Raw genomic sequence first — 24,214 nt, forward strand, 5'->3', positions numbered from 1 at the left:
TTCGAGCCGCCGCGCGATTTTGGCAAGGACAATTGGCGGCGTCTCCGCGATTAAATTAGCGTCATCCTGTCGGCACTTGCGCAGGGCGGTCGGGGGCGGAGGGGCGAGCCGGGGAAGGCTTCGCCCGCGCCTCTCGTCCGGGGCCGGTCACGACATGACGAAATGACGCAAAGGGGGCGTTTCCTTTTTGCGCGCGAATCCCTACATGCCGGGTCATCATGGCACGTCCGCAGCACAAGACATTCGACAAGCACAAGAGCGTCGCGGAAAACCGCAAGGCCCGCTTCGAGTACCACATCGAGGAAACCTTCGAGGCCGGCATCGCGCTGACCGGTACCGAGGTGAAATCGCTGCGGTTCGGCGAGGGGTCGATCGCGGAATCCTACGCCGAGATCAAGAACGGCGAATGCTGGCTGGTGAATTCCAACGTGCCGGAATTCAGCCACGGCAACCGCTACAACCACACGCCCAAGCGCCCGCGCAAGCTGCTGCTGCACGAACGCGAGATCTCGCGCCTGCAAGGCTCGGTGGAGCGCAAGGGCATGACGCTGGTGCCGCTCTCGATCTATTTCAACGGACGCGGCCGCGCCAAGGTCGAACTGGCCCTGGCCAAGGGCAAGAACGCGGCGGACAAGCGCCATACGATCAAGGAACGCGACTGGAAGCGGGAGCAGGGCCGCATCCTGCGCGAGCACAAGTGAGCGCGCTGCTGCACCGCCTGGGCGCCTGGCTTCACGGCCAGATGCCCACGCATGCGCAGCTTGAGGCGAATCGCTTCACCGCGCCGTTTACGCGCCGCCCCGAACTGTTCCGCTTCACCCGCCGCTCGGTGCCGCGCGGCGTGGCGGTGGGCATGTTCATCGGCATCTTCGCGCTGATTCCGGGCGTGCAGATCGTCGGTGCGGCGCTGATGTGCGTGCCGTTTCGCGGCAATATCCCGCTCGCCGCCGCCGTCACCTTCATTTCCAATCCGGTGACGACGCTGCTGATCATCCTCCCGGTCGCCGTCGCGATCGGCAACAGCTTCGGCTACCACGCGGACATCGCCACGGTGGAGGCCATGGTGCGCGAAGGCGCGGGGCTGGCCGAGTGGCGCGGCTGGCTGCTCTCTGACACCGCGCCCGCCGTTCTGATCGGGCTGTTCATCCAGTCGATCGTCGCCGCCTTCGTCAGCTATTTCCTGGCCATGTGGTTCTGGCGCTACTGGATCGGCCGCAAGCACCACGCGCGCCGCCACCGCTCGCTGTTCCGCCATGCCGAAAGCGAAGAGGGCCATTCCTCGGTCAAGCCGGGCGACACGGAAGGGATTGCATGAAGGCAGGCCAGCGAGGCGACGAAATCGGGCAGGCCAGCATCGGGCAGGCCAGCATCGGGCAGGCCAGCGGCCGGATCGCCGGGCTTTCGGATACCATGGTCGTCGCGCTCGCCCTGGTGGCCAGCGCCGCGCTGGTCTGGGTGGTGAGCGGCGACGGCCTGCTGACCGCCGTTCTCGCCGGAGCCCTGCTGGTCTTTGCGGGCATTGCCTGGATGGTGGCCAATCGCCGCCCGGATGCCCCCGAGGCGGAGTTCGCGCAGCCCGACTGGTCGGTCACCGTTGCCGCGATCGACCGCACCGATACCGCCATTGCCGTTACCGACAGGGCCGGGCGACTGGCCTGCGCCAACGGCAGCTTCGAACTCTGGTTCGGCACCGCCAATCCCCCGCCGCGCCTGCCGGTGGACGATGCCGCGATGGAGCGCCTCACCGAAGCAGTGCGGGCGGCCTGGCGTGACGGCCATGCCGGCGCCGAAGTGCGGACCGAAGGCGAGACGGCGGCCGACTGGCGGGTGGAAATCCAGCGTTCGGGCCGGGGCGACGACTTCCTGGTCTGGCGCATCCAGCCGGTCAGCACGGTCGATCTGGTCGGCGAACTCGTGCGGCAGGTCGATGGCAAGCTGGGCCGGGGCCTGGCGCGGGCAAGCATTTCCGCCGCCGTCGTCGACCCGGACGGCATGATCCGCGCCGCCAGCGCCGGCTTCTCGCAGCGGGCGACCGGCGACGTGCTGGCCGACATGACCGGCCTCGATTTCGTGTCCCTGATCAGCCAGGAGGAGGGCGAGCGGATCGGCTGGGCGCGCGATGCCGGGCGCGGTGGGGCGCTGGTGCTCTACCATGTGCCGATTGCCGACCCCGATTCCCCGCATGAGCCCGACCCCAACCTCACGCCCTCGCTGATGCTGGTGGTGGAAGCCGGGCAGGGCATCGGCGCGGGCGGCGGCGGCGGTACGGCCGCGCCGCATCTGGAGGCGCTGCTCAGCCAGTTGCCGCTCGGCCTTGCCATGGCCGATCGCGACGGGCGCCTGCTCTTCGCCAATCCCGCCTTCATGCGCGCCGCCGGGCAGGAGGGCCAGCTTCCGCCGAGCTATCCGACCGACCTCGTCGTGCGCGACGACAAGCGCGCGCTTTCCGAGGCGATCCGCCGTTTCGCGCAAGGGCCCGCCGCCGCCGGCGACATCGCCGTGCGCCTGGCCTCGCAGCCCGACGATCCCGTCTCATTGAGCCTTGCAGGCGTGCGGGGCCTCGGAGAGGCGGCGGTGCTGCTCGGCCTTACCGACACGTCCGAGGAAACCCGCCTCAAGCGGCAGGTCGCGCAGGCCACCAAGATGCAGGCGGTCGGCCAGCTCGCGGGCGGCGTGGCGCACGATTTCAACAATGTGCTTACGGCGATCCTGGGCACCTGCGACCTCATGCTGATGCGCCACACGCCGGGCGATTCGGACTATGACGACATCCAGCAGATCCGCGCCAATTCCAACCGCGCGGCCTCGCTGACCCGCCAGCTCCTGGCCTTCTCGCGCCAGCAGACCCTGCGCCCGGAAGTGCTCCAGCTGCCCGACGTGGTGGCGGACGTCTCGCAGATGCTGCGCCGCCTGATCGGCGAGAAGATCCAGTTGGTGGTCACGCATGACCGCGATCTCGGCCCGGTGCGCGCCGACCCGACGCAGCTGGAACAGGTGATCGTCAACCTTGCCGTCAACGCGCGCGACGCCATGCAGATGAAGGGCGACGGCCCGGGCACGCTTACGCTCGCCACCCGCCGCATCAGCAATACCGACGTGCGGGCGATGCGCAGCGAGATCATTCCGGCGGGCGACTATACCGCGCTGATCGTCGAGGATACCGGCGGCGGCATTCCGCCCGAGCATCTCGGCAAGATCTTCGAGCCGTTCTTCACCACCAAGGAGCAGGGCAAGGGCACGGGGCTTGGTCTTTCGACCGTATACGGCATCGTCAAGCAGTCGGGCGGCTTCATCTTCGCGGAAAGCGAGCCAGGGCGGGGCACCCGCTTCGTCGTCTACCTGCCGGTCCATCACATCGCGCCGGGCTCCGTGCCGGATCCGGTCCCGGTCGAGGAGCCGGAAGCGGAACCCAGCCAGTGGGCGGGCGGCGGCGCCATCCTGCTGGTCGAGGACGAGGACCCGGTGCGCATCGTCGCCGAACGCGCGCTGACCCGGCAGGGTTACGAAGTCACCTGCGCCCGCGACGGCGAGGAGGGCCTGGAACTCGTGGAGGAAGGCCGGCGCTTCGACCTCGTCGTCTCCGACGTGGTCATGCCCACGCTCGACGGCCCCGGCATGGCGCGCGAGATTCGCCGCATCGCCCCGGACCTGCCGGTGCTGTTCATGTCGGGCTATGCCGAAGAGCAGCTGCGCAAGGAAATCGGCATTGCCAACGCCTGGTTCATGCCCAAGCCGTTCTCCGTGCAGCAGCTCTCGGAAAAAGTCGGGGATGTTCTGGCACGGACGGCAGGCGGCGTTAAAAATAGGAAATAAGCCGTTGTTCGCCTCTTGTTCCACGAGAACAAAGGCGATACATAGATCCCCGCGACGTTGACCTTTCCGGTCAGGCCGGTAGCAAAGGGGAAGTGACATGGCTGCTCAGCTCAAGCTGATCCAGGAAGGCAAGGAAAAGGACAACATGGACCGTCAGAAGGCCCTCGAAGCCGCGCTTGCACAGATCGACAAGGCGTTCGGCAAGGGCTCCGCGATGAAGCTGGGGTCGAAGGAAGCGATGCAGGTGGAGGCGATCTCCACGGGCTCGCTGGGCCTCGACATCGCCCTGGGCGTCGGCGGCCTTCCTCGCGGCCGCGTGATCGAAGTTTACGGGCCGGAAAGCTCGGGCAAGACCACGCTAGCGCTCCACGTCATCGCCGAGGCGCAGAAGACGGGCGGCACCGCCGCCTTCATCGACGCCGAACACGCGCTCGATCCGGTCTATGCGAAGAAGCTGGGCGTCAACATCGACGAACTGATCGTTTCGCAGCCCGACACGGGTGAGCAGGCTCTGGAAATTACCGACACGCTGGTGCGTTCGAACGCGATCGACGTGCTGGTGGTGGACTCGGTCGCCGCGCTGGTCCCCCGCGCTGAAATCGAAGGCGAGATGGGCGACAGCCACGTCGGCCTCCAGGCCCGCCTCATGAGCCAGTCGCTCCGCAAGCTGACCGGCTCGATCAGCCGCTCGCGCTGCATGGTGATCTTCATCAACCAGCTGCGCATGAAGATCGGCGTCATGTACGGTAACCCGGAAACGACCACGGGCGGCAACGCGCTGAAGTTCTACGCCTCGGTCCGCCTCGACATCCGCCGCACCGGCCAGATCAAGGACCGCGACGATATCGTCGGCAATGCCACCCGCGTGAAAGTCGTCAAGAACAAGGTCGCACCGCCGTTCAAGCAGGTCGAATTCGACATCATGTACGGCGAGGGCATTTCCAAGATCGGCGAGATCCTCGACCTTGGCGTCAAGGCGGGCATCGTCGAGAAGTCGGGCGCCTGGTTCAGCTACGATTCGATCCGCATCGGCCAGGGCCGTGAGAACGCCAAGAACTACCTGAAGGAAAACCCGGAAGTCTGTGACCGCCTCGAAAAGGCGATCCGCGCGCAGACCGCCGGGCTGGCCGAGGAAATGATGGTCGGCCCTTCGGCGGAAGACGACGCGGAATAAGTCCGGGCCGAACAAGTCTGCGTGTCCCCGCAGGACGAAGAAAACCCCGGCCCCCGCGCCGGGGTTTTTGTTTGGCGACCAGGGGGAGCGGGGGAATTACGTCGTCCCGGATCACGTCCGGGACGACGACGACCGAAAATCCGCGACCAAAACCCGTGGCCTACATGCAACACACCTGCACCGCAGCCGCTTATCGCGAGAAGCGAACAGTCTGACCACAGCAACCCGCTTGCCGCCGCCGCGTCGCTGGATTATCGGCGCGTTCTATGCACACGACCAACGAAATCCGCCGGTCCTTCCTCGACTATTTCGCCAGCAATGGTCACGAGGCCGTTCAGTCCGCGCCGCTCGTTCCTTACAACGACCCGACGCTGATGTTCGTGAATGCCGGCATGGTGCCGTTCAAGAACGTGTTCACGGGTCTTGAAACGCCCTTCGCGCCGCGCGCCACATCCTCGCAGAAGTGCGTCCGCGCCGGCGGCAAGCACAACGATCTCGACAACGTCGGCTACACCGCGCGCCACCACACGTTCTTCGAGATGCTCGGCAATTTCTCGTTCGGCGACTATTTCAAGGAACAGGCGATAACCCACGCCTGGACCCTGTTGACCAAGGAATGGGGCCTTCCGGTCGAGAAGCTGCTCGTCACTGTCTATCACACCGACGACGAAGCCTTCGACCTCTGGAAAAAAGTGGCCGGACTGCCGGAATCGAAGATCATCCGCATCCCCACCAAGGACAACTTCTGGGCCATGGGCGACGAGGGCCCGTGCGGTCCGTGCTCGGAAATCTTCTTCGACCACGGCGACCACATCTGGGGTGGCCCTCCGGGATCGCCGGAAGAAGACGGCGACCGCTTCATCGAGATCTGGAACCTCGTGTTCATGCAGTTCGAGCAGTCGGCGGGCGAGATCGTCGGCAACCTGCCGAAGCCCTCGATCGACACCGGCATGGGCCTGGAGCGCATCTCGGCGGTCATGCAGGGCGTGCATGACAACTACGACATCGACACTTTCAAGGCGCTGATCGCCGCGTCGGAAAGCCTGACCGGCGTTGCGGCGCAGGGCGAGCAGCGCGCCAGCCACCGCGTCATTGCCGACCACTTGCGCTCGACCAGCTTCCTGCTGGCCGACGGCGTGCTGCCTTCGAACGAGGGCCGCGGCTACGTCCTGCGCCGCATCATGCGCCGCGCCATGCGCCACGCGCATCTGCTCGGTGCCCGCGACCCGCTGATGCACCGCCTGGTGCCCGCGCTCGTGGCCGAAATGGGCCAGGCCTATCCCGAACTCGGCCGCGCCCAGCCGCTGATCGAGGAAACGCTGGAACGCGAGGAAGTGCAGTTCCGCCGCACCCTGTCGAACGGCCTCAAGCTGCTCGACGAGGCGACCGGCGATATGGGCGAAGGCGGAGAGCTTCCCGGCGAAACCGCATTCAAGCTCTATGACACGTACGGCTTCCCTTACGATCTGACCGAAGACGCCCTGCGTTCGCGCGGGATCGCCGTTGACCGCGCCGGTTTCGATGCCGCCATGGCCCAGCAGAAAGCCGCCGCCCGCGCCGCCTGGAAGGGCTCGGGCCAAGCCGCCGACAGCGAGGTCTGGTTCGACATCGCCGAGCGCGAAGGCGCCAGCGAGTTCACCGGCTATGCCTCCACCACCGGCGAAGGCCAGGTCGTGGCGCTGGTCAAGGACGGCAAGGAAGTCCAGTCCGCCGCCGCCGGTGAAGCGGTGGTGGTGCTGACCAACCAGACGCCGTTCTACGGCGAATCGGGCGGCCAGGAAGGCGATCGCGGCACGATCCTGGGCGCGAACGGGTTGAAGATCGTCGTGACCGACACCGCCAAGCCGCTTGGCCGTCTCCATGCCATGAGCGGCACGGTAGAGGCGGGCACGATCAAGGTGGGCGACGCCGTCAACCTCACGGTCGATGCCGAGCGCCGCGATGCCGTGCGCGCCAACCACTCGGCCACGCACCTGCTCCACGCGGCGCTGCGCAACCGTCTGGGCGATCACGTCACCCAGAAGGGCTCGCTGGTCGCCGCCGAGCGTCTGCGTTTCGACTTCTCGCACCCCAAGGCGCTCGAAGCCGAGGACATTGCCGCGATCGAAGCCGAAGTGAACGCGGAAATCCGCGCCAACGATCCGGTGCTCACCCGCCTGATGACCCCCGACGACGCCATCGAAGCGGGCGCCATGGCGCTGTTCGGCGAGAAGTACGGCGATGAAGTGCGCGTGCTCTCGATGGGCCGCAGCGCCAGGACCGAAGCGGGCGAGCGCAACTACTCGGTCGAACTGTGCGGCGGCACCCACGTCCGCGCCACCGGCGACATCGGCGTGTTCCGCATCGTTTCGGAAAGCGCGGTGTCCTCGGGCGTGCGCCGTATCGAGGCGCTGACCGGCGAAGGCGCGCGCCAGTGGCTCGTGGCTCGCGAGGAAGCACTCAAGGGTGCGGCCAGCGCGCTGCGCACTACGCCGGAAGATGTCGAGGCCCGCGTTGCCGCGCTGCTCGATGAGCGCCGCAAGCTGGAACGCGAACTCGCCGAAGCCAAGAAGGCGCTCGCCCTCGGCGGCGGCTCGGGCAAGGCCGAAGCGGCCGACGAAGAGGTGAACGGCGTCAAGTTCTCGGGCCAGGTGCTCGACGGCCTCGATCCCAAGGAACTGCGCGGGTTGCTCGATCAGGCCAAGCAGCGCATGGGCTCGGGCGTCGCCGCGATCGTCGCGGTGAACGAGGGCAAGGCGAGCATCGCCGCTGCTGTGACCGAGGACCTCACCGGCACGATCAGCGCCGTCGATCTCGTCCGCAAGGGCGTCGAGACGCTGGGCGGCAAGGGCGGCGGCGGCCGCGCCGACATGGCGCAGGGCGGCGGTCCTGACGGTGACAAGGCGGCAGACGCCATCGCTGCGGTCAAGGCCGTGCTGGCGGGGTGATCCGCTCGTCGTCCCGGACTTGATCCGGGACCGCTGGCGGTTCTTCAGGCATGAGGTATCGATAGCGCCCTATCGCGAGGTGTGCTGGACAGGGCCAGCGGTCCCGGATCAAGTCCGGGACGACGGGGGAGGGGAGCTGCCAATGTCGTCCATCGCCGCCATCGTCACCGCAATCGCCGAGGAAATGCGCGAGGTCGGCAGCCGGGGGAGGGTTGCCGACTATATCCCGCCGCTGGCGGCGGTGCCGCTGGACAAGTTCGGCATGGCGGTGGTCATGGCGGATGGCGAGGCTCATGTCGCGGGCGACGCGGACGAGGCTTTCTCGATCCAGTCGATCTCCAAGGTCTTCGCGCTGACGCTCGCGCTGGGTGCGGTGGGCGACCAGCTCTGGGAGCGGGTGGGGCGCGAGCCTTCGGGTAGCGCGTTCAACTCGATCGTCCAGCTGGAGACCGAGCACGGCATTCCCCGCAATCCCTTCATCAATGCCGGGGCCATCGTCGTGACCGACGTGCTGCTCGGCCGCCTGCAACCGCGCGAGGCGATCGGGCAGATGCTGCGCTTCGTGCGCGAACTGGCGGGCGACGACAGCATCGCCATCGACGAGACGGTGGCCGCCGCCGAAAGCGAGACCGGTTTCCGCAACCGCGCGCTGGCCAATTACATGCGCGCCTTCGGCAATGTCCGCGGCGATGTCGAGCCGGTGCTGGGGACCTACTTCCACTTCTGCGCGCTCGCCATGAGCTGCCGCCAGCTGGCGCTTGCCGGCCGCTACCTGATGGACGGCGGGCGGTCTGACGGCCACCGCGTCATCAGCGAGAAGCGGGCACGGCGCATCAATGCGCTGATGATGTCCTGCGGGCATTACGACAATTCCGGCGACTTTGCCTATCGCATCGGCCTGCCCGGAAAGTCGGGCGTGGGTGGCGGTATCCTGGCGGTGGCGCCGGGGATCGCCAGCGTGGCGGTCTGGTCGCCGGGCCTCAACGAGAGCGGCAATTCCCAGCTTGGCCAGATGGCGCTGGAGCGGCTCGTCCAGCGCACCGGATGGTCGGTGTTCGAGCCGCGCGTGATTTAACTTCTTTTTTCAATAGCGCTCTCAACACCGCTCAGGCTGAGCTTGTCGAAGCCCCCGGCGGCGTGATGCTGTGTCTCCCATCCTTCGACAAGCTCAGGATGAGCGGGGGAGGAGGATGCCCAGTATGAGCGGACGCGGAAGTATGGGGCGTGCCGATCTCAGTCTGCCTCAGGCCTTCTCCGGTTCCCGCAGCTGCCCCGACTTGAGTGCGGGCTTCTGCGAGAGGCCGCCCTGCTGCATGATCTGCTCGCGAAATTCGTCGCGCTTTTCGTGGATCGAGGCGATCACCGGGCCCATGGCGACGCCGATTTCCACCAGCGCGGCTTCCGATAGCTGGAGCGAGCTTTCCAGCGTTTCGGGCACCGAATGGGTGGCCCCGGCGCGGTAGAGCACGGCGGCGTGTTCGGCGTCGCGGGCGCGGGCGATGATGGGAAGTTCGGGGAAGTCGGCGCGCAGCTTGCGGACGATGCGCTGGGCGGTGACGGGTTCGTCCATGGTCAGGATCACCGCCGCCGCGCCCGCCGCGCCGAAGCGCAGCATGGCATCGCCGCGCCCGGCGTCTCCGAAGGCGACCGTGTAGCCGTGGCGCCGCCCTTCGGTGACGAGGTCGGTATTGCTGTCCACCGCAAGGTAGGGGCGGCCGTGGCGCGCCAGCATATCGGCCACCAGCCGTCCGACGCGCCCGAAGCCGACGATCAGCACGGGCGGCTTGTCCGGCGCTTCGGCGGGCTGGTGCGGCGCCTCCACGCTGTCAACCTGCCGGGCGAGGACTTTGCCGATCATCGACAGCAGCGGCGTGACCGTCAGGCCCAGCGCAGTGACGATCTGCCAGAACATCGCCGTGCCGGGCTGGATCAGCTGGGCGGCGCTGGCGGCGCTCAGCACGATCAGCGTGGTTTCGGAAGGGCTCGACATGAGGATGCCAGTCTCGGTCGCGGTGCCGCGCCGCGCGCCCATCATGCGCAGGAGCAGGCCGGTGACCGTGGACTTGAGCAGGACCACGCCCACCGTCGCGATCAGGATCGAGGCGAGGTTCTCCCACACGATCCTGAGGTCGATGCTCATGCCGATGGTGATCAGGAACACCCCGAGGGCGAGGCCCTTGAACGGCTCGATGATCTGTTCGACTTCGGTGTGGTATTCGGTCTCGGCGATGAGCAGGCCCGCGACGAGCGCGCCGACGATCGGCGAGAGGCCGGTGGCCCCGGTTGCCAGCGAGGCGAGAATCACCACCAGCAGGCTGGCTGCCAGGAACAGTTCGGGGCTCTTGGTGCGGGCCGCCTGCGCGAAGAGCGGCGGCAGCAGGTAGCGGCCGAGCACCAGCAGCGCGGTGACGACCAGGGTGCCCCAGACCAGCGTGTGGATCAGGCCGTCCACGCCCGCGCCCTTGGCATGGGGGGCCAGCGCGCCGAGCAGGAAGATGATCGGCACCAGCGCGATATCCTCGAACAGCAGCATGGCCAGCGCCGCGCGGCCGACCGGCGTGGTCGTGTCGGTCATCTTCAGGACCAGCGCGGTGGAGGAGAGCGCCAGCGCGAGGCCCAGCGCCATGGCGCCGGAAAAGCCCTGTCCGATCGCCGCGAAGAAGAAGGTCAGCGCGGAGCCGGTCAGGATCAGTTCCAGCGATCCCAGGCCGAAGACGAACCGGCGCATGGCCCACAATCGCCCGAACGAGAGTTCGAGCCCGATCGAGAACAGCAGCAGGATGATGCCGAATTCCGCGAATATCTCCAGCCCGTCCGGGTCGGTGATGGTGACCCATGACAAGGCGGGGTGGTCGAAGACCAGCCTGCCCAGGCCAAACGGGCCGACCAGCAGGCCCACCAGGATGAAGCCGATGACCGGGGTGATGCGGAATCGATTGAAGACGGGAATCACGATGCCTGCCGCGCCCAGGATAACGAGCGCGTCGGACATGACGGGAGAAGAGAGTGCGTTGCTGCCGGCCATGGCCCGACTATGGCAGGCGCGGCGCGCCAGACAATGGCGAAGGGGCGCTATTCCCGAGTATTTCTGCGTTTCCCGACGGCATTCCGGCCCGCTCCGACTTGTCCACTCCTGCGATAGTGTATCCCCGCGCAACTTCACTTGGCGTTCAGCAAAGCGCTGGCTATAGACCTGCCCCATGTTCGAACGTTCGCGCTTCAAGATCGCTCTCGCCGCCGCCGCTACCGGGGCGCTCGTACTGACTGCCGGTTGCGCCGGACGTGGAGGCGGGAACAAGGATACCGCCTATGTCGCGCGCGACGTGGACACGCTCTATGCCGCCGCGCAGGATCGCCTGAACCAGGGCCGCACCCGTCAGGCCGCCGCGCTGTTCGACGAAGTCGAGCGCCAGCATCCCTATTCGCCCTGGGCCCGCCGCGCCCAGCTGATGAGCGCGTTCAGCTACTATGCCGCGCGCGACTATACCAAGTCGATCCAGTCGGCGCAGCGCTTCCTCTCGATCCATCCGGGCAACAAGGACGCGCCTTACGCCTATTACCTGATCGCGATCTGCTATTACGAACAGATCAGCGACGTCACGCGCGACCAGAAGACCACCGAGCAGGCCAAGCAGGCGCTGACGGACATCATGCGCCGCTATCCGAACACGGCTTATGCCTCGGACGCCAAGCTGAAGATCGACCTCGTCAACGATCACCTCGCGGGCAAGGAAATGACCATCGGCCGCGGCTACGAGAACAGCGGCAAGTGGCTGGCCGCCACCCTGCGTTTCCGCAACGTGGTGGACAATTTCCAGACCACCAGCCACGCGCCCGAGGCGCTGTTCCGCCTGGTGGAAGGCTACCTGGCCCTCGGCGTTCCCGAGGAAGCGCAGAAGGCCGCCGCCGTGCTCGAACACAACTATCCCAACAGCAAGTGGTACGACCGCGCCTACAAGCTGATGAGCAAGAACGCGCCCGAGAACCTCGCCGCGGCCTGAGGCATTTTCCCGGCGGCAAGGGCTCTCTCCGATGCGAAAGGGTCTGGCGCCGCCGGAATTCGCCTCCGGCAAAGTTGCAAACGGGCGTGACGGGCGGAACTTCTTTCGCTAGAACGGACCGCGAACATGCTGAACCGCCTTTCCATCCGCAATATCGTGCTGATCGAAGCGCTCGACCTCGACTTTGCGAAGGGGCTGGGCGTTCTCACCGGTGAAACGGGCGCGGGCAAGTCGATCCTGCTCGATGCGCTGGGCCTCGTCATCGGCAACCGCGCCGACAGCGGCCTCGTGCGGGCGGGAGAGGACCGGGCCACGGTTACCGCCAGTTTCGAGTTCGCGCAGCTTCCGAACGGCTTGCGCGCCGTGCTCGACGATGCCGACGTGGAGATCGAGCCGGGCGAGCCGCTGATCCTCAAGCGCCAGCTCAAGGCCGACGGCGGCAGCCGCGCCTTCCTCAACGACCAGCCGGTGGGCGTCGCCCTGCTGCGCGAGATCGCGCCCACGCTGGTCGAGATCCACGGCCAGCACGACGATCGCGGTCTCGTCAATGCCCGGGGCCACCGCGCCTTGCTCGACAGGTTCGCCGGGGGCGACGTCGCGGGCGTGGAGGCGGCGTGGAAGACCTGGCGCACGGCGCAGCAGGCGCTCGACAGTGCCCGCGCGCAAGTGGCCAAGGCGGCCGAGGACCAGGACCTCCTGCTGGCGCACCTTGCCGAACTCGATGCCCTTGCGCCGCTGGAAGGCGAGGAAGAGGAACTCGCGCAGGCCCGCGCCGGCATGCAGAAGGGTGAGAAGCTGGCCGACGATCTGGCCGCGCTTCAGCATCTCTGGACCGGCTCCGATTCCGCGCTGGCCAGCTTGCGCGGTGCATCGCGGCGGCTCGACCGGATCGCCGGGGAGCATCCGCTGCTGGCCGAGGCGATGGAGGCGCTCGACCGCGCCGTGATCGAGGCAAGCGAGGCGGAAGACCGGCTTGACCGCGCCGCCGAGGCGCTGGCCTTCGATCCCGACGAGCTGGACCGCATCGAGACCCGTCTGTTCGATCTTCGCGCCGCCGCGCGCAAGCAGGCCTGCCAGGTCGACGATCTGCCCGAGAAGATGCGCGAGATGCGCAGCGCGCTCGATGCCATCGAAGGCGGCGAGGAGCATGTCGCGGCGCTGGAGCGCACGGCGCAGAAGGCCGCGCTGGCCTATCGCGAACTGGCCGAGGCGCTGCACGATCTGCGGCGCTCGGCAGCGAAGCGGCTGGACAAGGCCGTGGCCGCCGAACTGGCACCGCTCAAGCTCGATGCCGCGCGATTCCAGACTTCGGTGATCCGCCTGCCCGAGGAGCGCTGGAACGCGCAGGGCATGGACGGGGTCGAATTCCTGATCAGCACCAACCCCGGCGCCGATTTCGCCCCGCTCGCCAAGATCGCCTCGGGCGGCGAACTCTCGCGCTTCATCCTCGCGCTCAAGGTGGCGCTGGCGGAAGAGGGCGGCGCGGCGACGGTGATCTTCGACGAGATCGACCGGGGCGTGGGCGGCGCGGTGGCGAGTGCCATCGGTGAGCGTTTGGCGCGGCTCGCCTCGGATGGGCAGCTGCTGGCCGTCACCCATAGCCCGCAAGTCGCGGCGCGTGGGCGGCGGCACTACATGATCGCCAAGTCCAGCGAGGGGACGGTTACGCGGACCTCCGTGGCGCTGCTCGACGAGGGCGAGCGCAAGGAAGAGATCGCGCGGATGCTCTCCGGGGCCGAGGTGACGGCTGAGGCGCGGGCGCAGGCGGATCGGTTGCTGGAAGTTTAAGAAGATTCCGGGGGATGATCCCCCGGACCCTCGGAATGTCAACGTCGTGCGCCACCTATCCGTAGTGCGCTCCTTGCGGCGCAGCCAATATGTCTCCCGACGCAGCCATGGGCGCACGACGTGGTTGGTCCGCATGACCTCGACAGTCTTGGGGGTGCAGGGGGGCTAAGCTCCCCTGCTTCTACCTTTCTTTCCCTAAACGAGAGGCCTAGGGTCCGCTCCATCAATCCCCCAGACGGACCCTATTCCATGCCCAAGTTCCTCCTCGCCTCCGCGCTGCTCGCCGCGACCGGTCTCGTTTCCGTTTCGGCGCTTGCTGCTGAACCGGCCTACGACCTTGCCGCGCAGAAGGCGAAGCTGGCGACGATTCCCATGGAAGTGGAGACGAAGTTCCTCTCCGCCGAGGAGCGCGACGTGGTGAACCTGCTCATCAAGGCGTCGGACCTGATGAGCGAGGTCTATCTGCGACAGCGCTATGCCGAGAACCCGCAAGTGCGCCGCGCGATCGCGATGAACCGCCGCGCCGATCGCGACCTGCTGGTCGAGATGTTCGACCGCAATTTCGGTCCTTGGGACGAACTGGCCGACCTGCACCCGTTCTGGGGCACCGCGCCGATGCCGGAAGGCGCGGGCTTCTATCCCGAGGACCTGACGCGCGCCGATTTCGAGGCCTATCTCGCCGCGCACCCGGACCAGAAGGCGGCGCTCACCAGCCCTTACACGGTGGTTCGCCGCGACGGCGCGAAGCTGGTGGCGGTGCCCTATTCGGTCGCTTACAAGGAATGGCTGGAACCGGCGGCCAAGCTGCTGGACCAGGCGGCGGCGCGCACCACCAATGCCAGCCTCAAGAAGTTCCTCTCCCTTCGCGCCAAGGCCTTCCGCACGGACGACTACTACGAGAGCGAACTGGCGTGGATGGACCTTAAGGACACGCCCATCGAAGTCGCGATCGGGCCTTACGAGGTCTATACCGACCGGCTGATGGGGGCGAAGACCTCGTTCGAGAGCTTCGTGACGCTGAAGGACCCGGTGGAATCGGCGTCGCTCGCCAAGTACAAGAACTATCTGCGCGACATGGAAGCGAACCTGCCGATCGAGGAGGAATACAAGAACTTCCAGCGCGGCTTCGAAAGCCCGATTGCCGTGGCGGAGCAGATTCGCGGCGGCGGCGACAATGTGCCGGGGCCGCAGACGGTGGCCTTCAACCTGCCCAACGACGAGCGCGTGCGCGAGGCGAAAGGCGCGAAGAAAGTGATCCTTTCCAACGTGCTTGGCGCCAAGTTCGAGCGCATCCTGAAGCCGATGGGCGCGCTGGTGCTGGTGCCTGCGCAGGCGGCGCAGGTCGATCGCAAGTACATGCAGCTGGAAACGCTGTTCCACGAACTGTCGCACAGCCTGGGGCCGGGCACGATCGTCGTGAACGGCCAGACGACCACGGTGGACAAGGCGCTCAAGGAGCAGAACTCGGCGATCGAGGAAGCCAAGGCCGATGTCGCCGGGGTCTGGGACATCCTGTTGATGATGAAGAAGGGCGAGATCCCCGCTTCGGAGCGCCCGCAGCTTTTCGCCACTTATGTCGCGGGCATCTTCCGCGCGGTGCGCTTCGGCGCGGTGGAGGCCCATGGCAAGGGCGCGGCCCTGCAATACGGCTACCTGCTCGACAAGGGTGCCTTCACTTACGACGCGGCGACCAGGCGCTACACTTACGACGATGCGAAGATGGAAGCGGGCCTGCGCGACCTGCTGCACGACATGCTGATGCTTCAGGCGCGCGGCGACTACGAAGGCACCAAGGCCTTCATGGCGCGCTGGGCGAAGCTCGATCCGCAGGCGGAAGCGGTGATCGCCAGCATGGCGGACCTGCCGGTGGACATCCGTCCGGTCTATCCTGAGGGCGTGTGAGGGGACCGGTCGTTCAGGGCCGCATCACGATGTGGCCGAAAGGCTGGCCGCTCAGGATGAATTCGTAAGCCTCGGCCGCCTCGCACAAGGCGAATTCGTGCTCGATCGGCAGCAGCAGTTCGCCGCCCGCGACGCGCGCGAGCATCGCGGCGACCTGGGCATGGACGAGGGGATCCTGCATCGGCGATGACGGCATGATCGTCAGGCGGCCGATATCGGGCGTGGTTCCATCGCGGCCATAGCCCACGCTCGCCAGGCTTTCGGCGGGGGAGAACGCGGCATAGCGGCCGCCCGGCTTGACCAGTCTGGCGAGCTGGGTGATCCGGTCTCCCGCGCTTACGTCGAACACGAAATCCACGCCCTGGCCCCCGGTGAGTTCCAGGCACCGCGCGATGATGTCGTCCCGGCCCGCGTTGAGCACGTCGGCAAGGCCGATCCGGTTCAGCCGTTCCTCGCACATCGGGTCGCGGGCGATGCCGATCACGCGGGCGCCGGCCTCGATCGCCAGTTGCACGGAGACGAGGCCGAGGCTGCTGGTGACATGGTTGATCAGGATCGTCTCGCCCGGCACAAGCTTGCCGCGTGCGAGAAGCGTGTCGTGGGTGGCGGCCAGGGTGAAGGGCGCGGCGGCGGCGCTGCCGGGGTCGAGGCCCTCGGGCAGGTGCCAGGTCGAGGCTTCGGGCGCCGCGAACAATTCCGCATGGCTGCCGCAGCCGTGATAGGCCACGACCCGGTCGCCCACGCCGAACCGGGTGACGGCGCTGCCCATCGCGATCACCGTGCCGCTGGCCTGGCAGCCGACGATGCCGCCTGCCGGTACGTCCGCCAGCCCGCTGCGATAGAGCGCGAGCTTGACCACGTCGATCGCTTCGATGGAGACGAGTTCCACGCGGATCAGCACCATGTCGTCCGCGATGACCGGATCGGGTGCCTCACCGAATGTCAGTGTGGGGCGGCCTCCTGTCCCGGAGCAAAGTACAGCCTTCAAGCGATCCCCGTAGTCGTCTGGTTGGAGTTAGGAATGTTGGACAACTCTGTATAAAATCGTTTGCACGTCAAGGCTGCTCGAATTCCGGGGAATCCCGTTTTGGTGCAGGCGGGGCCTTTCCCTTCCCGATTTGGGCCGGGGGTCACTTCTGCGGGCGCAGCTCGATCGCGGCGGTGCCCTGGGCGGAAACGGGAAGGTAGAGGCCTTGTCCGCTTGCCTGTATCCGTCCGGTCTGGGCCTGGCGGACCTGGGCGCGGATGATGAAGGAACCTTCGCGCTTGTCGTCGATGGCATGGGCGATCTTGCCCAGCAGTTCCTGGTAGTCTTTCTCGAAATTCTGCCCCAGCGCCGACGACAGGGTGCCCGACATCCCCGGCGTATTGGCCAGCCGCAGCAGCAGGTCCCCGCCGACGGCGTCGGTCGTGCCGCTGACGTGGAAGTCGGCGAAATCGACCTTGCGGGAATTCTCCGCATTGACCGGCATGGCCGTCATCCACACGGTGCCGCGCGCGGGCTTGATCCGGCCTGCCTTGTCGCGGGCTGTGAAAGTCACGCCCACGGCGATGCGGCGGCCGGTGGTGCCGTAGATCGTCGCCTTCTGGAAATCGGCGAAGATCGGCCCGAAATGCGGCACTTCGAAAGGCCGCTGCGCACGCTTGCACAAGGCGCGGATCAGCACCGGTTCCAGCTGGCGGTAGTCGGCGATCACGGGGATGAAGAAGGCGAGCTTTCCGGCTTCCTCCTCCAGCGGCCGCATCGGCGGCAGCGCGCGGGGCGCCGGATCGGCTGGCCGATCGCCGATGAAAGTCTCGGTCAGCGCCTTGAGGCCGAGGCGCAGCAGCAGGTGATTGCCCTTCAGCTCGTAGCCGCCATATTGCAGCTCCTGCGGCGTTACGCGCATCCAGACGGGCGGGTTCTTCTCGTTGAGCAGCAGCGAGGTGAAGGCCGAATCCCACGCGCGCTCGATCTGCGGGCGCAGTTCCATGCGGGCAAGGTGGCGCGGCAGGGTCCGTTCGAGGCGGGCGATCACCGGCTTCAGCTTCTCGTCGGCCTTGTCCGCGAAGTCCACGCGCTGGCCCAGGAAGTCGAGGTGCGGGCGGTTGGTCCAGTCGTAGCGGATATCCACGGTGCCGCGCGGGGACCAGTCCCGGCCAATGGTCAGGCGGATGGTGGCATGGGCATTGGCATCGGCAGTGGCGGTCTCGCGCTTCAGGATGCCGCCGATATCCTCGGCACGGACGACGGCGTGAAGCGGCATGGACAGCACGATGTCGCGCCCCTTGCCCACGAAGCGCAAGGGACCGCGCGTCACTTCGCCGACGATGCGGCACTTGATGGTGGGGGTCTTGAGCTTGACGAAGGCCACCTTGACCCGCTTCGAGGCGACGCAGGGCGTTTCGGGCCGGTCTATCGCCCAGAGCCGGCGCGGGATTTCCTCTTCCAGCGCGGCGGCAAGGCCGGTGACGTCGGCATGGATCGGCACGGTGATGAGCGAGGCCTGCGGCTCGACCGCGATCGTGTCGTTCGCTCTGGGCGGCGGCTCGTCGTCGGAGCCGCCCTTGCATCCGGCCACTGCGAGGACGAGAGCCAGATGGGCCATGAGCGCCCGCGAGGCTCGCCTGCGAGGCGCTCGGGCCGAGCGAATGGTTGCTGTCCTCATGCCGTGGTTGCCCCGGATATCTCCCCTTGAGAAGGGACAATACCCGAGGCTGGCGCTGGTTGCGAGTTGGAGTTTTTTGAAAATGCCCGAGAGGCATTTTCAAGGCGGCACCAGCCCCGTTTGGATTCAGGCGCCCCCACCCGACCTCCCACGAGTGTATCCTGATGGGAGGTCGGGTGGGGGCGTGGGCTGGTGCCGCCAAAATCCGCCTGCGGCGGATTTTCAAACAGACTCATCCCCTCAGGGGGTGAAACGCAAATAGGCCGAGATCCGCGAGCCGGTGTCGCGGTCCAGATAGCGGCCGGGTGCGGTGTCGTCGCTCACCGACGTGCCGGTGTAGCGCAGACCCAGTGCAAGGCGGTCCATCTGGCGCTCGACGCCGAGGTAGTAGTCCCAGTAGCTGCCGTCGGGCCGCAGGCGGCGCACGCGTTCGGCGGCCTGCAGGCCGTCCCGCGTCGAGCCGGAGCTGTAGCCGCCGCCGCCGTAGAGCGTGAACGCGGTGCCGGGCAGCGACATCGCCGCATTGGCTTCAAGGTAGAGGTTGCTGCCGCCGATGGCCTTCTGCGAAGGCGCGAAGCTGGCACCCAGGGCCAGCTGCGCCGGGCCGAGGGCGTAGGAGAGCCGGGAGGTCGCCTCGCCGTAGCTCAGGCCCGCGCCGCCCACGAAGACATGGCCCGCGGCACCGGCCGAGAGCGTCCATCCGCCGCTAGACAGCAGCGCGATTTCGGGGGTGACGTCGAGGCCAAGGTCGGCGCCGCCGTGGCGCGCGCTGTCCCTCAGGGTCGCGGCGCTGACGTCGACGGTCACGCTCTGCGACAGGGGCAGGGTGGCGTCGAGCGACATGGCCGCCTTGCCGTCCGACCAGCTCAGCCCGCGTTCGCGCAGGTCCGTGGTCGCTTCGATGGAAACGCTGGGGGAGGCGGACTGCGCGAGAACGGCTGCGGGCGCGGCGAAGGCGGCGGCCGAGAGGGCCGCCGGAATCAGGAAACGGTTCATTCGCAGGCCTCTAGCCTGATTCAGTTCACGGCGAAATCGCGGGCGGCGTCGATGGCGGCCAGGGTGTCGTGATGATCGGCCGAGGCGAGTTCGCGGACGTGGGCGTCGATCGCGTCGGAGCGGGCCGCGACCAGTCGGGCGCCGTCGTCGCTGCCCTTGCGGCAGTCGCCCGGGTGGTTCTGGGTGAAGCTGCGGGTGCCAGGCAGGCGCGTGGCGATGGCATGGCCGCCGCCCGCGGGCTGGATGCGGCGCTCGACGCTGACTTCGGCAGTGACGATGCAGCGGCGCGAGCTGGGCCGGGTCGAGGGCGAAATGCCTATGGCCTTGGCGCGCGTCTCGACGTGGGTGACGTAGTCCACGGCATAACTGGCGCCGCGATGGTCGATCTGGACGCTGTGGGCGGCATTGGGCGCGGGGACGGGCGTAGAGGCGCCGAGGGCAGCGGCAGTCAGGATCAGGAGGCTCACGTCTTACATCCTCTCGTTGTGCTCAGGAACAGATGTTGCCTAAAAATAAGGCATTGCCTGCTCAATTGTTGTGCATCGGAGGTAGCAGGCGGACATGTCCGGTTTGTGTCCGGCGGTTGAAATTGCCTGTCCTGGAAGGCGTTCAGTCCTTCGCGAAAAGCTGGCCGAGATCGGCGAAGGCCTTCATCTCGACGGCATTGCCAGAAGGGTCGCGGAAGAACATCGTCGCCTGCTCGCCCGCCTGTCCGGCAAAGCGGATATAAGGTTCGATGCCGAACGCCGTCCCTGCTTCGCGCAGCCTTGCGGCCAGCGCCTGCCAGTCCTCCATGTCAAGCACGATGCCGAAATGCGGCACCGGCACGCCGTGGCCGTCGACCGGATTGGCCCCGGCATCCCCGCGCGCCATGCCCGGCACGAGATGGGCGACGATCTGGTGGCCATGGAAGTCGAAGTCCACCCAGGTGGCACTGCTGCGCCCCTCGCGGCACCCCATGACCCCACCCCAGAACGCCCGCGCGGCATCGAGATCGTGGACGGGAAAGGCGAGATGGAACGGGCGCAGGGTCATGGGGGAGGGATAGCGGGGATGGCGAGGGGAGGCCATGGGTATCACCCCGCCGTCATCCTGAACTTGTTTCAGGATCCATCATGCCGCTCGCATCGGAGCGTTGTACGGCAAGAGCACTTCCGGTTGCTAACTAAATGGGCGATGCTTTTCGGCGCGATGTCGCCTGGCAAGTGGTTAAGTCAGCGGGCGCGCCGCGAAGTAGTCATTCGACGAGTTCGAACACCTCGGCATCCTTTTGGACTTCGCAATAGCCGCTGCCAACGGGTTTGAAATTGGTGGCATTTTGTTGTCTTGTGCTGACTGACAGGGTTGCGGATCGATTAGTCAGGATGATTCCATTCTGATCAATGGGTTTGTGTGCCTTTAGCACCGGGACCTGGCTAACCGTGAATTGAAACCGGTAAGGGCTTCCTGCCATGGATGTTTCGAAGATTACCAGATGAGAAATTCCACCCTCGAACGGCGGTATTGGGGCGGCGATGAGTGTCTGGGCTTTGGCTGACACTGTCTTCTCAGGCCAACCGTTTAGTCCTGTCGCGCGAAAGTAAAGGTCTTTTTGCGTGCTGGAAGTCTGCAATGCCAGTAATGTCATTGCTCCATCGGGCCGGTCGAGTGTGCAAATATAAGTTGTCGTTGCTTTCAGGACATCGGGGACTGACGACGGCGGCGCCTCCGCTTGGGTTGCGGTGGAGAAAAACACAAACAGAACTCCGGCAATGCTGCCGAATTGCTTTCTTGCTTTAGGGGCGTCGACATGGGCAAATTTGCGTTCGGATTGATGCATTAATCTACAATGCCCAAGCTAAGTGATGTCCGCAATTTCGGCGTTCCCAATCAGTCCGCTAGTGTATTAAACCATTGAAAGGTTGCCGGTGGTTTCGGGGGCTTGTTATCTCTCCGAGTGCCGGAGCACCCGCACGCTGGCGCGGTTTTAACCCACCCGCTCAGGCTGAGCTTGTCGAAGCCCACCCGCCACGCCGGACTATCGGCCGCTCTTGCTCCACAATGTGGCGTTCTTCAGCCAACGGACCCTTAGCGCCACGCCGCAGGGGGCTTCGACAGGCTCAGCCTGAGCGGGTGGATAGGGTAGTTTTCAACAGGTTCACCAAAACGAAAAGACCGGCGATGCTTGCGCACCGCCGGTCTTTTGCAAACCCTGGGAAAGAGGCCGCCGATCAGATGTGGATCGGCTTGCCCAGCACGGCCATGGCCGCTTCCTTGATCGCTTCCGAGTGGGTCGGGTGCGCGTGGCAGGTATAGGCGATGTCTTCCGAGGTCGCGCCGAATTCCATGGCCTGCGCGGCCTGGCCGATCATCGTGCCCGCCACCGAGGCGATGCACCACACGCCGAGGACGCGGTCGGTCTCGGCATCGGCGATCACCTTCACGAAACCGTCGGGCTCGTGGTTGGTCTTGGCGCGCGAGTTCGCCAGCATCGGGAACTTGCCGACCTTGATGGCGCCGCGTTCCTTGGCGGCTTCCTCGGTGAGGCCGACGCCCGCGAATTCCGGCTGCGTGTAGACCACGCCCGGGATCACGTCATGGTTCACGATGCCGGTCAGGCCCGCGATGTTCTCGGCGACGGCGATGCCTTCGTCTTCGGCCTTGTGGGCGAGCATCGGGCCGGGGATCACGTCGCCGATGGCCCAGACGCCGTCCACCTTGGTGGCGAAGTCGTGGTCGGTCTCGATCTGGGCGCGGGCGTTCAGTTCGAGGCCGATATTGCCGAGGCCGAGGCCTTCGGTGTTGGGACGGCGGCCGATCGAAACCAGCACGACGTCGGCTTCGATGACTTCCGCGTCACCGCCCTTGGCGGGTTCCACCGTGACCTTGGCGGTCTTGCCCTCAACGGTCACGCCGGTGACCTTGGTGCCGAGCTTCAGGGTCATGCCCTGCTTCTTGAAGATCTTGCCGGCTTCACGGCGCACTTCGCCGTCCATGCCCGGCAGGAGCTGGTCGAGGAACTCGACGACGGTGACTTCCGCGCCGAGACGGCGCCAGACCGAACCGAGTTCCAGACCGATCACGCCGCCGCCGATGACGACCATCTTCTTGGGGACGGCCTTCAGTTCCAGCGCGCCGGTCGAATCCACGACCACGCCGCCGGCGTTGTCGATCTCGACGCCCGGAAGCGGGGTGACCGAGGAGCCGGTGGCGATCACAATGTTCTTGGCGGTCACGGTCTTGCCGGCCACCTCGACGCTGTGCGCGTCCTTGAACTGGGCATAGCCCTTCAGCCAGTCGATCTTGTTCTTCTTGAACAGGAACTCGATGCCGCCGGTCAGGCCCTTCACTGCGTCGAGGCGCTGGCCCTGCATGGTGTCGAGGTCCAGCTCGGGCGTGACCTTGATGCCCATCTTGGCCATCGAGCCGCCTTCCTTCGCTGCTTCGAAATATTCCGAAGCGTGGAGCAGGGCCTTCGAGGGGATGCAGCCGACGTTGAGGCAGGTGCCACCCAGCGTCTCGCGGCCTTCGGCGCAGGCGGTCTTCAGACCGAGCTGCGCGGCGCGGATCGCTGCGACATAGCCGCCAGGGCCGGCACCGATGACAAGGACGTCGTAATCGTAATCAGCCATTGTTCAGGCCTCCGTACGCTCGTGCTTCGCACTATTCAGGGCACGAGCGGAAAATAGTCATTTCGGCTCAAGTGAAAACCCCGCCCGACCGGATCGGGGTGGGCGGGGTTTCGTAACTCAGAGGTCGATGAGGAGACGCGTGGGATCCTCGATCGCTTCCTTGATCGTCTTGAGCGCGGTGACCGCCTCGCGGCCGTCGATCAGGCGGTGATCGTAGGACAGCGCGATGTACATCATCGGGCGGATCACGATTTCGCCGTTACGCACGACGGCGCGGTCCTCGATGCGGTGCAGGCCGAGCACGGCCGACTGCGGGGGGTTGATGATCGGGGTCGACATCAGGCCGCCGAACACGCCGCCGTTGGAGATCGTGAAGGTGCCGCCGGCCATGTCGGCCATGGTCAGCGTGCCTTCCTTGGCCTTCTTGCCGAATTCGGCAATGGCCTTCTCGATGCCCGCGAAGCCCAGCTTGTCGCAGTCCTTGACGACCGGAACGACCAGGCCGTTCGGGGCCGAGACGGCGATCGAGATATCCACGTAGTCGTGGTAGACGATCTGGTCGCCGTCGATCTGCGCGTTGACCGCCGGGATGTCCTTGAGCGCCAGGACCGAAGCCTTGGCGAAGAACGACATGAAGCCCAGCTTGATGCCGTGCTTCTTCTGGAACACGTCCTTGTACTTCTCGCGCGCCTCGATGACGGCCGACATGTCGACGTCGTTGAAGGTGGTGAGCAGCGCGGCGTTGTCCTGCGCGGACTTCAGGCGCTTGGCGATGGTCTGGCGCAGGCGCGTCATCTTGACGCGTTCCTCGCTGCGCGCAGCCGGAGCAGCGGCAGCCGAGGCTGCGACAGGCGCCGAGGCGGGCTTGTTCTTGGCCGCTTCGAGGACGTCGTCCTTGGTGATGCGGCCGTCCTTGCCGGTGCCCTTGATGGTGGCCGGGTCGATGCCGTGTTCCAGGATCGCGCGGCGCACGGCCGGCGAGAGGACCGAGGAACCGGCCGAACCTTCGTCGGAAGCAGCGGCAGCGGGAGCCACGGCAGCAGCTGCCGGAGCGGGAGCCGGGGCAGCAGCGGCCGGAGCGGCTGCGGCCTTGGGTGCAGCGGCGCCGCCGGTGCCTTCTTCGATCGTGGCGATCAGCGCGCCGACGACGACGGTGTCGCCTTCCTTGGCGATCTGCTGGCCCATGACGCCCGCGTGGGGCGCCATGACGTCGATCGCGACCTTGTCGGTCTCGAGGCTGGCGATGGGCTCGTCAGCGGCAACGGCTTCGCCGGGCTGCTTCAGCCATTGGCCGATGGTGGCTTCGGCGACGGATTCCCCAAGGACGGGGACCTTGACTTCGGTGGTCATGATT

The 24,214-nt window shown here is 66.4% G+C and carries 18 protein-coding genes; 9 read left to right on the forward strand and 9 right to left on the reverse strand.

Annotation, left to right across the window (positions count from 1 at the left end):
- Positions 1-218: 218 nt before the first annotated feature.
- The 6 genes from smpB to NTCA1_RS06550 all read left to right on the forward strand — a co-directional run bounded on the left by smpB (position 219) and on the right by NTCA1_RS06550 (position 8,989).
- Complete coding sequence (gene smpB, locus NTCA1_RS06525) at positions 219-701, forward strand: SsrA-binding protein SmpB (protein WP_086491729.1); 483 nt, start codon at positions 219-221, stop codon at positions 699-701.
- Positions 698-1,315, forward strand: a complete 618-nt coding sequence (locus NTCA1_RS06530) for a DUF2062 domain-containing protein (protein WP_086491728.1) — start codon at positions 698-700, stop codon at positions 1,313-1,315. The genes smpB and NTCA1_RS06530 overlap by 4 nt, the downstream gene beginning before the upstream one ends.
- A gap of 95 nt (positions 1,316-1,410) precedes the next feature.
- The gene (locus NTCA1_RS06535; protein WP_236549138.1) at positions 1,411-3,813 is read left to right on the forward strand and encodes an ATP-binding protein; all 2,403 of its coding nucleotides are present in this window, start codon (positions 1,411-1,413) and stop codon (positions 3,811-3,813) included.
- Between the two features lie 97 nt (positions 3,814-3,910).
- Positions 3,911-4,987 (forward strand): recombinase RecA, encoded by a 1,077-nt coding sequence (gene recA / locus NTCA1_RS06540; RefSeq protein WP_086491726.1) that lies wholly within the window; start codon positions 3,911-3,913, stop codon positions 4,985-4,987.
- A gap of 266 nt (positions 4,988-5,253) precedes the next feature.
- On the forward strand, positions 5,254-7,914 hold the full coding sequence (alaS, locus tag NTCA1_RS06545; RefSeq protein ID WP_159829416.1) for an alanine--tRNA ligase: 2,661 nt from the start codon (positions 5,254-5,256) through the stop codon (positions 7,912-7,914).
- Between the two features lie 142 nt (positions 7,915-8,056).
- Positions 8,057-8,989, forward strand: coding sequence for a glutaminase (locus NTCA1_RS06550; RefSeq protein WP_159829418.1), 933 nt, complete (start codon positions 8,057-8,059; stop codon positions 8,987-8,989).
- Positions 8,990-9,157: 168 nt separating this feature from the next.
- Here the strand turns inward: NTCA1_RS06550 and NTCA1_RS06555 are convergent, their stop codons facing one another.
- Entirely contained in the window at positions 9,158-10,939 is a 1,782-nt protein-coding gene (locus NTCA1_RS06555; protein WP_086491723.1) for a cation:proton antiporter, read from the reverse strand.
- Between the two features lie 175 nt (positions 10,940-11,114).
- On the opposite strand from NTCA1_RS06555, the gene NTCA1_RS06560 reads away from it, so the two are divergent.
- From NTCA1_RS06560 to NTCA1_RS06570, 3 genes are all read left to right on the forward strand, one after another.
- The gene (locus NTCA1_RS06560) at positions 11,115-11,915 is read left to right on the forward strand and encodes an outer membrane protein assembly factor BamD (protein WP_086491722.1); all 801 of its coding nucleotides are present in this window, start codon (positions 11,115-11,117) and stop codon (positions 11,913-11,915) included.
- Positions 11,916-12,041: 126 nt separating this feature from the next.
- Positions 12,042-13,703, forward strand: a complete 1,662-nt coding sequence (recN, locus tag NTCA1_RS06565; RefSeq protein WP_086491721.1) for a DNA repair protein RecN — start codon at positions 12,042-12,044, stop codon at positions 13,701-13,703.
- A gap of 249 nt (positions 13,704-13,952) precedes the next feature.
- The gene (locus tag NTCA1_RS06570; RefSeq protein ID WP_159829420.1) at positions 13,953-15,605 is read left to right on the forward strand and encodes a hypothetical protein; all 1,653 of its coding nucleotides are present in this window, start codon (positions 13,953-13,955) and stop codon (positions 15,603-15,605) included.
- A 13-nt stretch (positions 15,606-15,618) separates the two neighbouring features.
- On the opposite strand, the gene NTCA1_RS06575 is transcribed toward NTCA1_RS06570, so the two are convergent.
- The 8 genes from NTCA1_RS06575 to odhB all read right to left on the reverse strand — a co-directional run bounded on the left by NTCA1_RS06575 (position 15,619) and on the right by odhB (position 24,210).
- Positions 15,619-16,593, reverse strand: coding sequence for a zinc-binding alcohol dehydrogenase family protein (locus tag NTCA1_RS06575; RefSeq protein ID WP_159829422.1), 975 nt, complete (start codon positions 16,591-16,593; stop codon positions 15,619-15,621).
- Positions 16,594-16,735: 142 nt separating this feature from the next.
- Positions 16,736-18,253, reverse strand: coding sequence for a DUF4403 family protein (locus tag NTCA1_RS06580; protein WP_236549131.1), 1,518 nt, complete (start codon positions 18,251-18,253; stop codon positions 16,736-16,738).
- A gap of 240 nt (positions 18,254-18,493) precedes the next feature.
- The gene (locus tag NTCA1_RS06585) at positions 18,494-19,249 is read right to left on the reverse strand and encodes a TorF family putative porin (protein WP_086491717.1); all 756 of its coding nucleotides are present in this window, start codon (positions 19,247-19,249) and stop codon (positions 18,494-18,496) included.
- Positions 19,250-19,269: 20 nt separating this feature from the next.
- Positions 19,270-19,716, reverse strand: a complete 447-nt coding sequence (locus NTCA1_RS06590; RefSeq protein WP_159829424.1) for a hypothetical protein — start codon at positions 19,714-19,716, stop codon at positions 19,270-19,272.
- Positions 19,717-19,858: 142 nt separating this feature from the next.
- Positions 19,859-20,284: a VOC family protein gene (locus NTCA1_RS06595; RefSeq protein ID WP_159829511.1), complete on the reverse strand. Its 426-nt coding sequence runs from the start codon at positions 20,282-20,284 to the stop codon at positions 19,859-19,861.
- 202 nt (positions 20,285-20,486) lie between these two features.
- Positions 20,487-21,068, reverse strand: coding sequence for a hypothetical protein (locus tag NTCA1_RS06600; protein ID WP_159829426.1), 582 nt, complete (start codon positions 21,066-21,068; stop codon positions 20,487-20,489).
- A gap of 391 nt (positions 21,069-21,459) precedes the next feature.
- On the reverse strand, positions 21,460-22,860 hold the full coding sequence (gene lpdA / locus NTCA1_RS06605) for a dihydrolipoyl dehydrogenase (RefSeq protein WP_159829428.1): 1,401 nt from the start codon (positions 22,858-22,860) through the stop codon (positions 21,460-21,462).
- 117 nt (positions 22,861-22,977) lie between these two features.
- Positions 22,978-24,210: a 2-oxoglutarate dehydrogenase complex dihydrolipoyllysine-residue succinyltransferase gene (gene odhB, locus NTCA1_RS06610; RefSeq protein WP_133083682.1), complete on the reverse strand. Its 1,233-nt coding sequence runs from the start codon at positions 24,208-24,210 to the stop codon at positions 22,978-22,980.
- Positions 24,211-24,214: the final 4 nt, after the last annotated feature.

The organism is Novosphingobium sp. TCA1, assembly GCF_009811895.1.
Classification (GTDB): Bacteria; Pseudomonadota; Alphaproteobacteria; order Sphingomonadales; family Sphingomonadaceae; genus Novosphingobium; species Novosphingobium panipatense_A.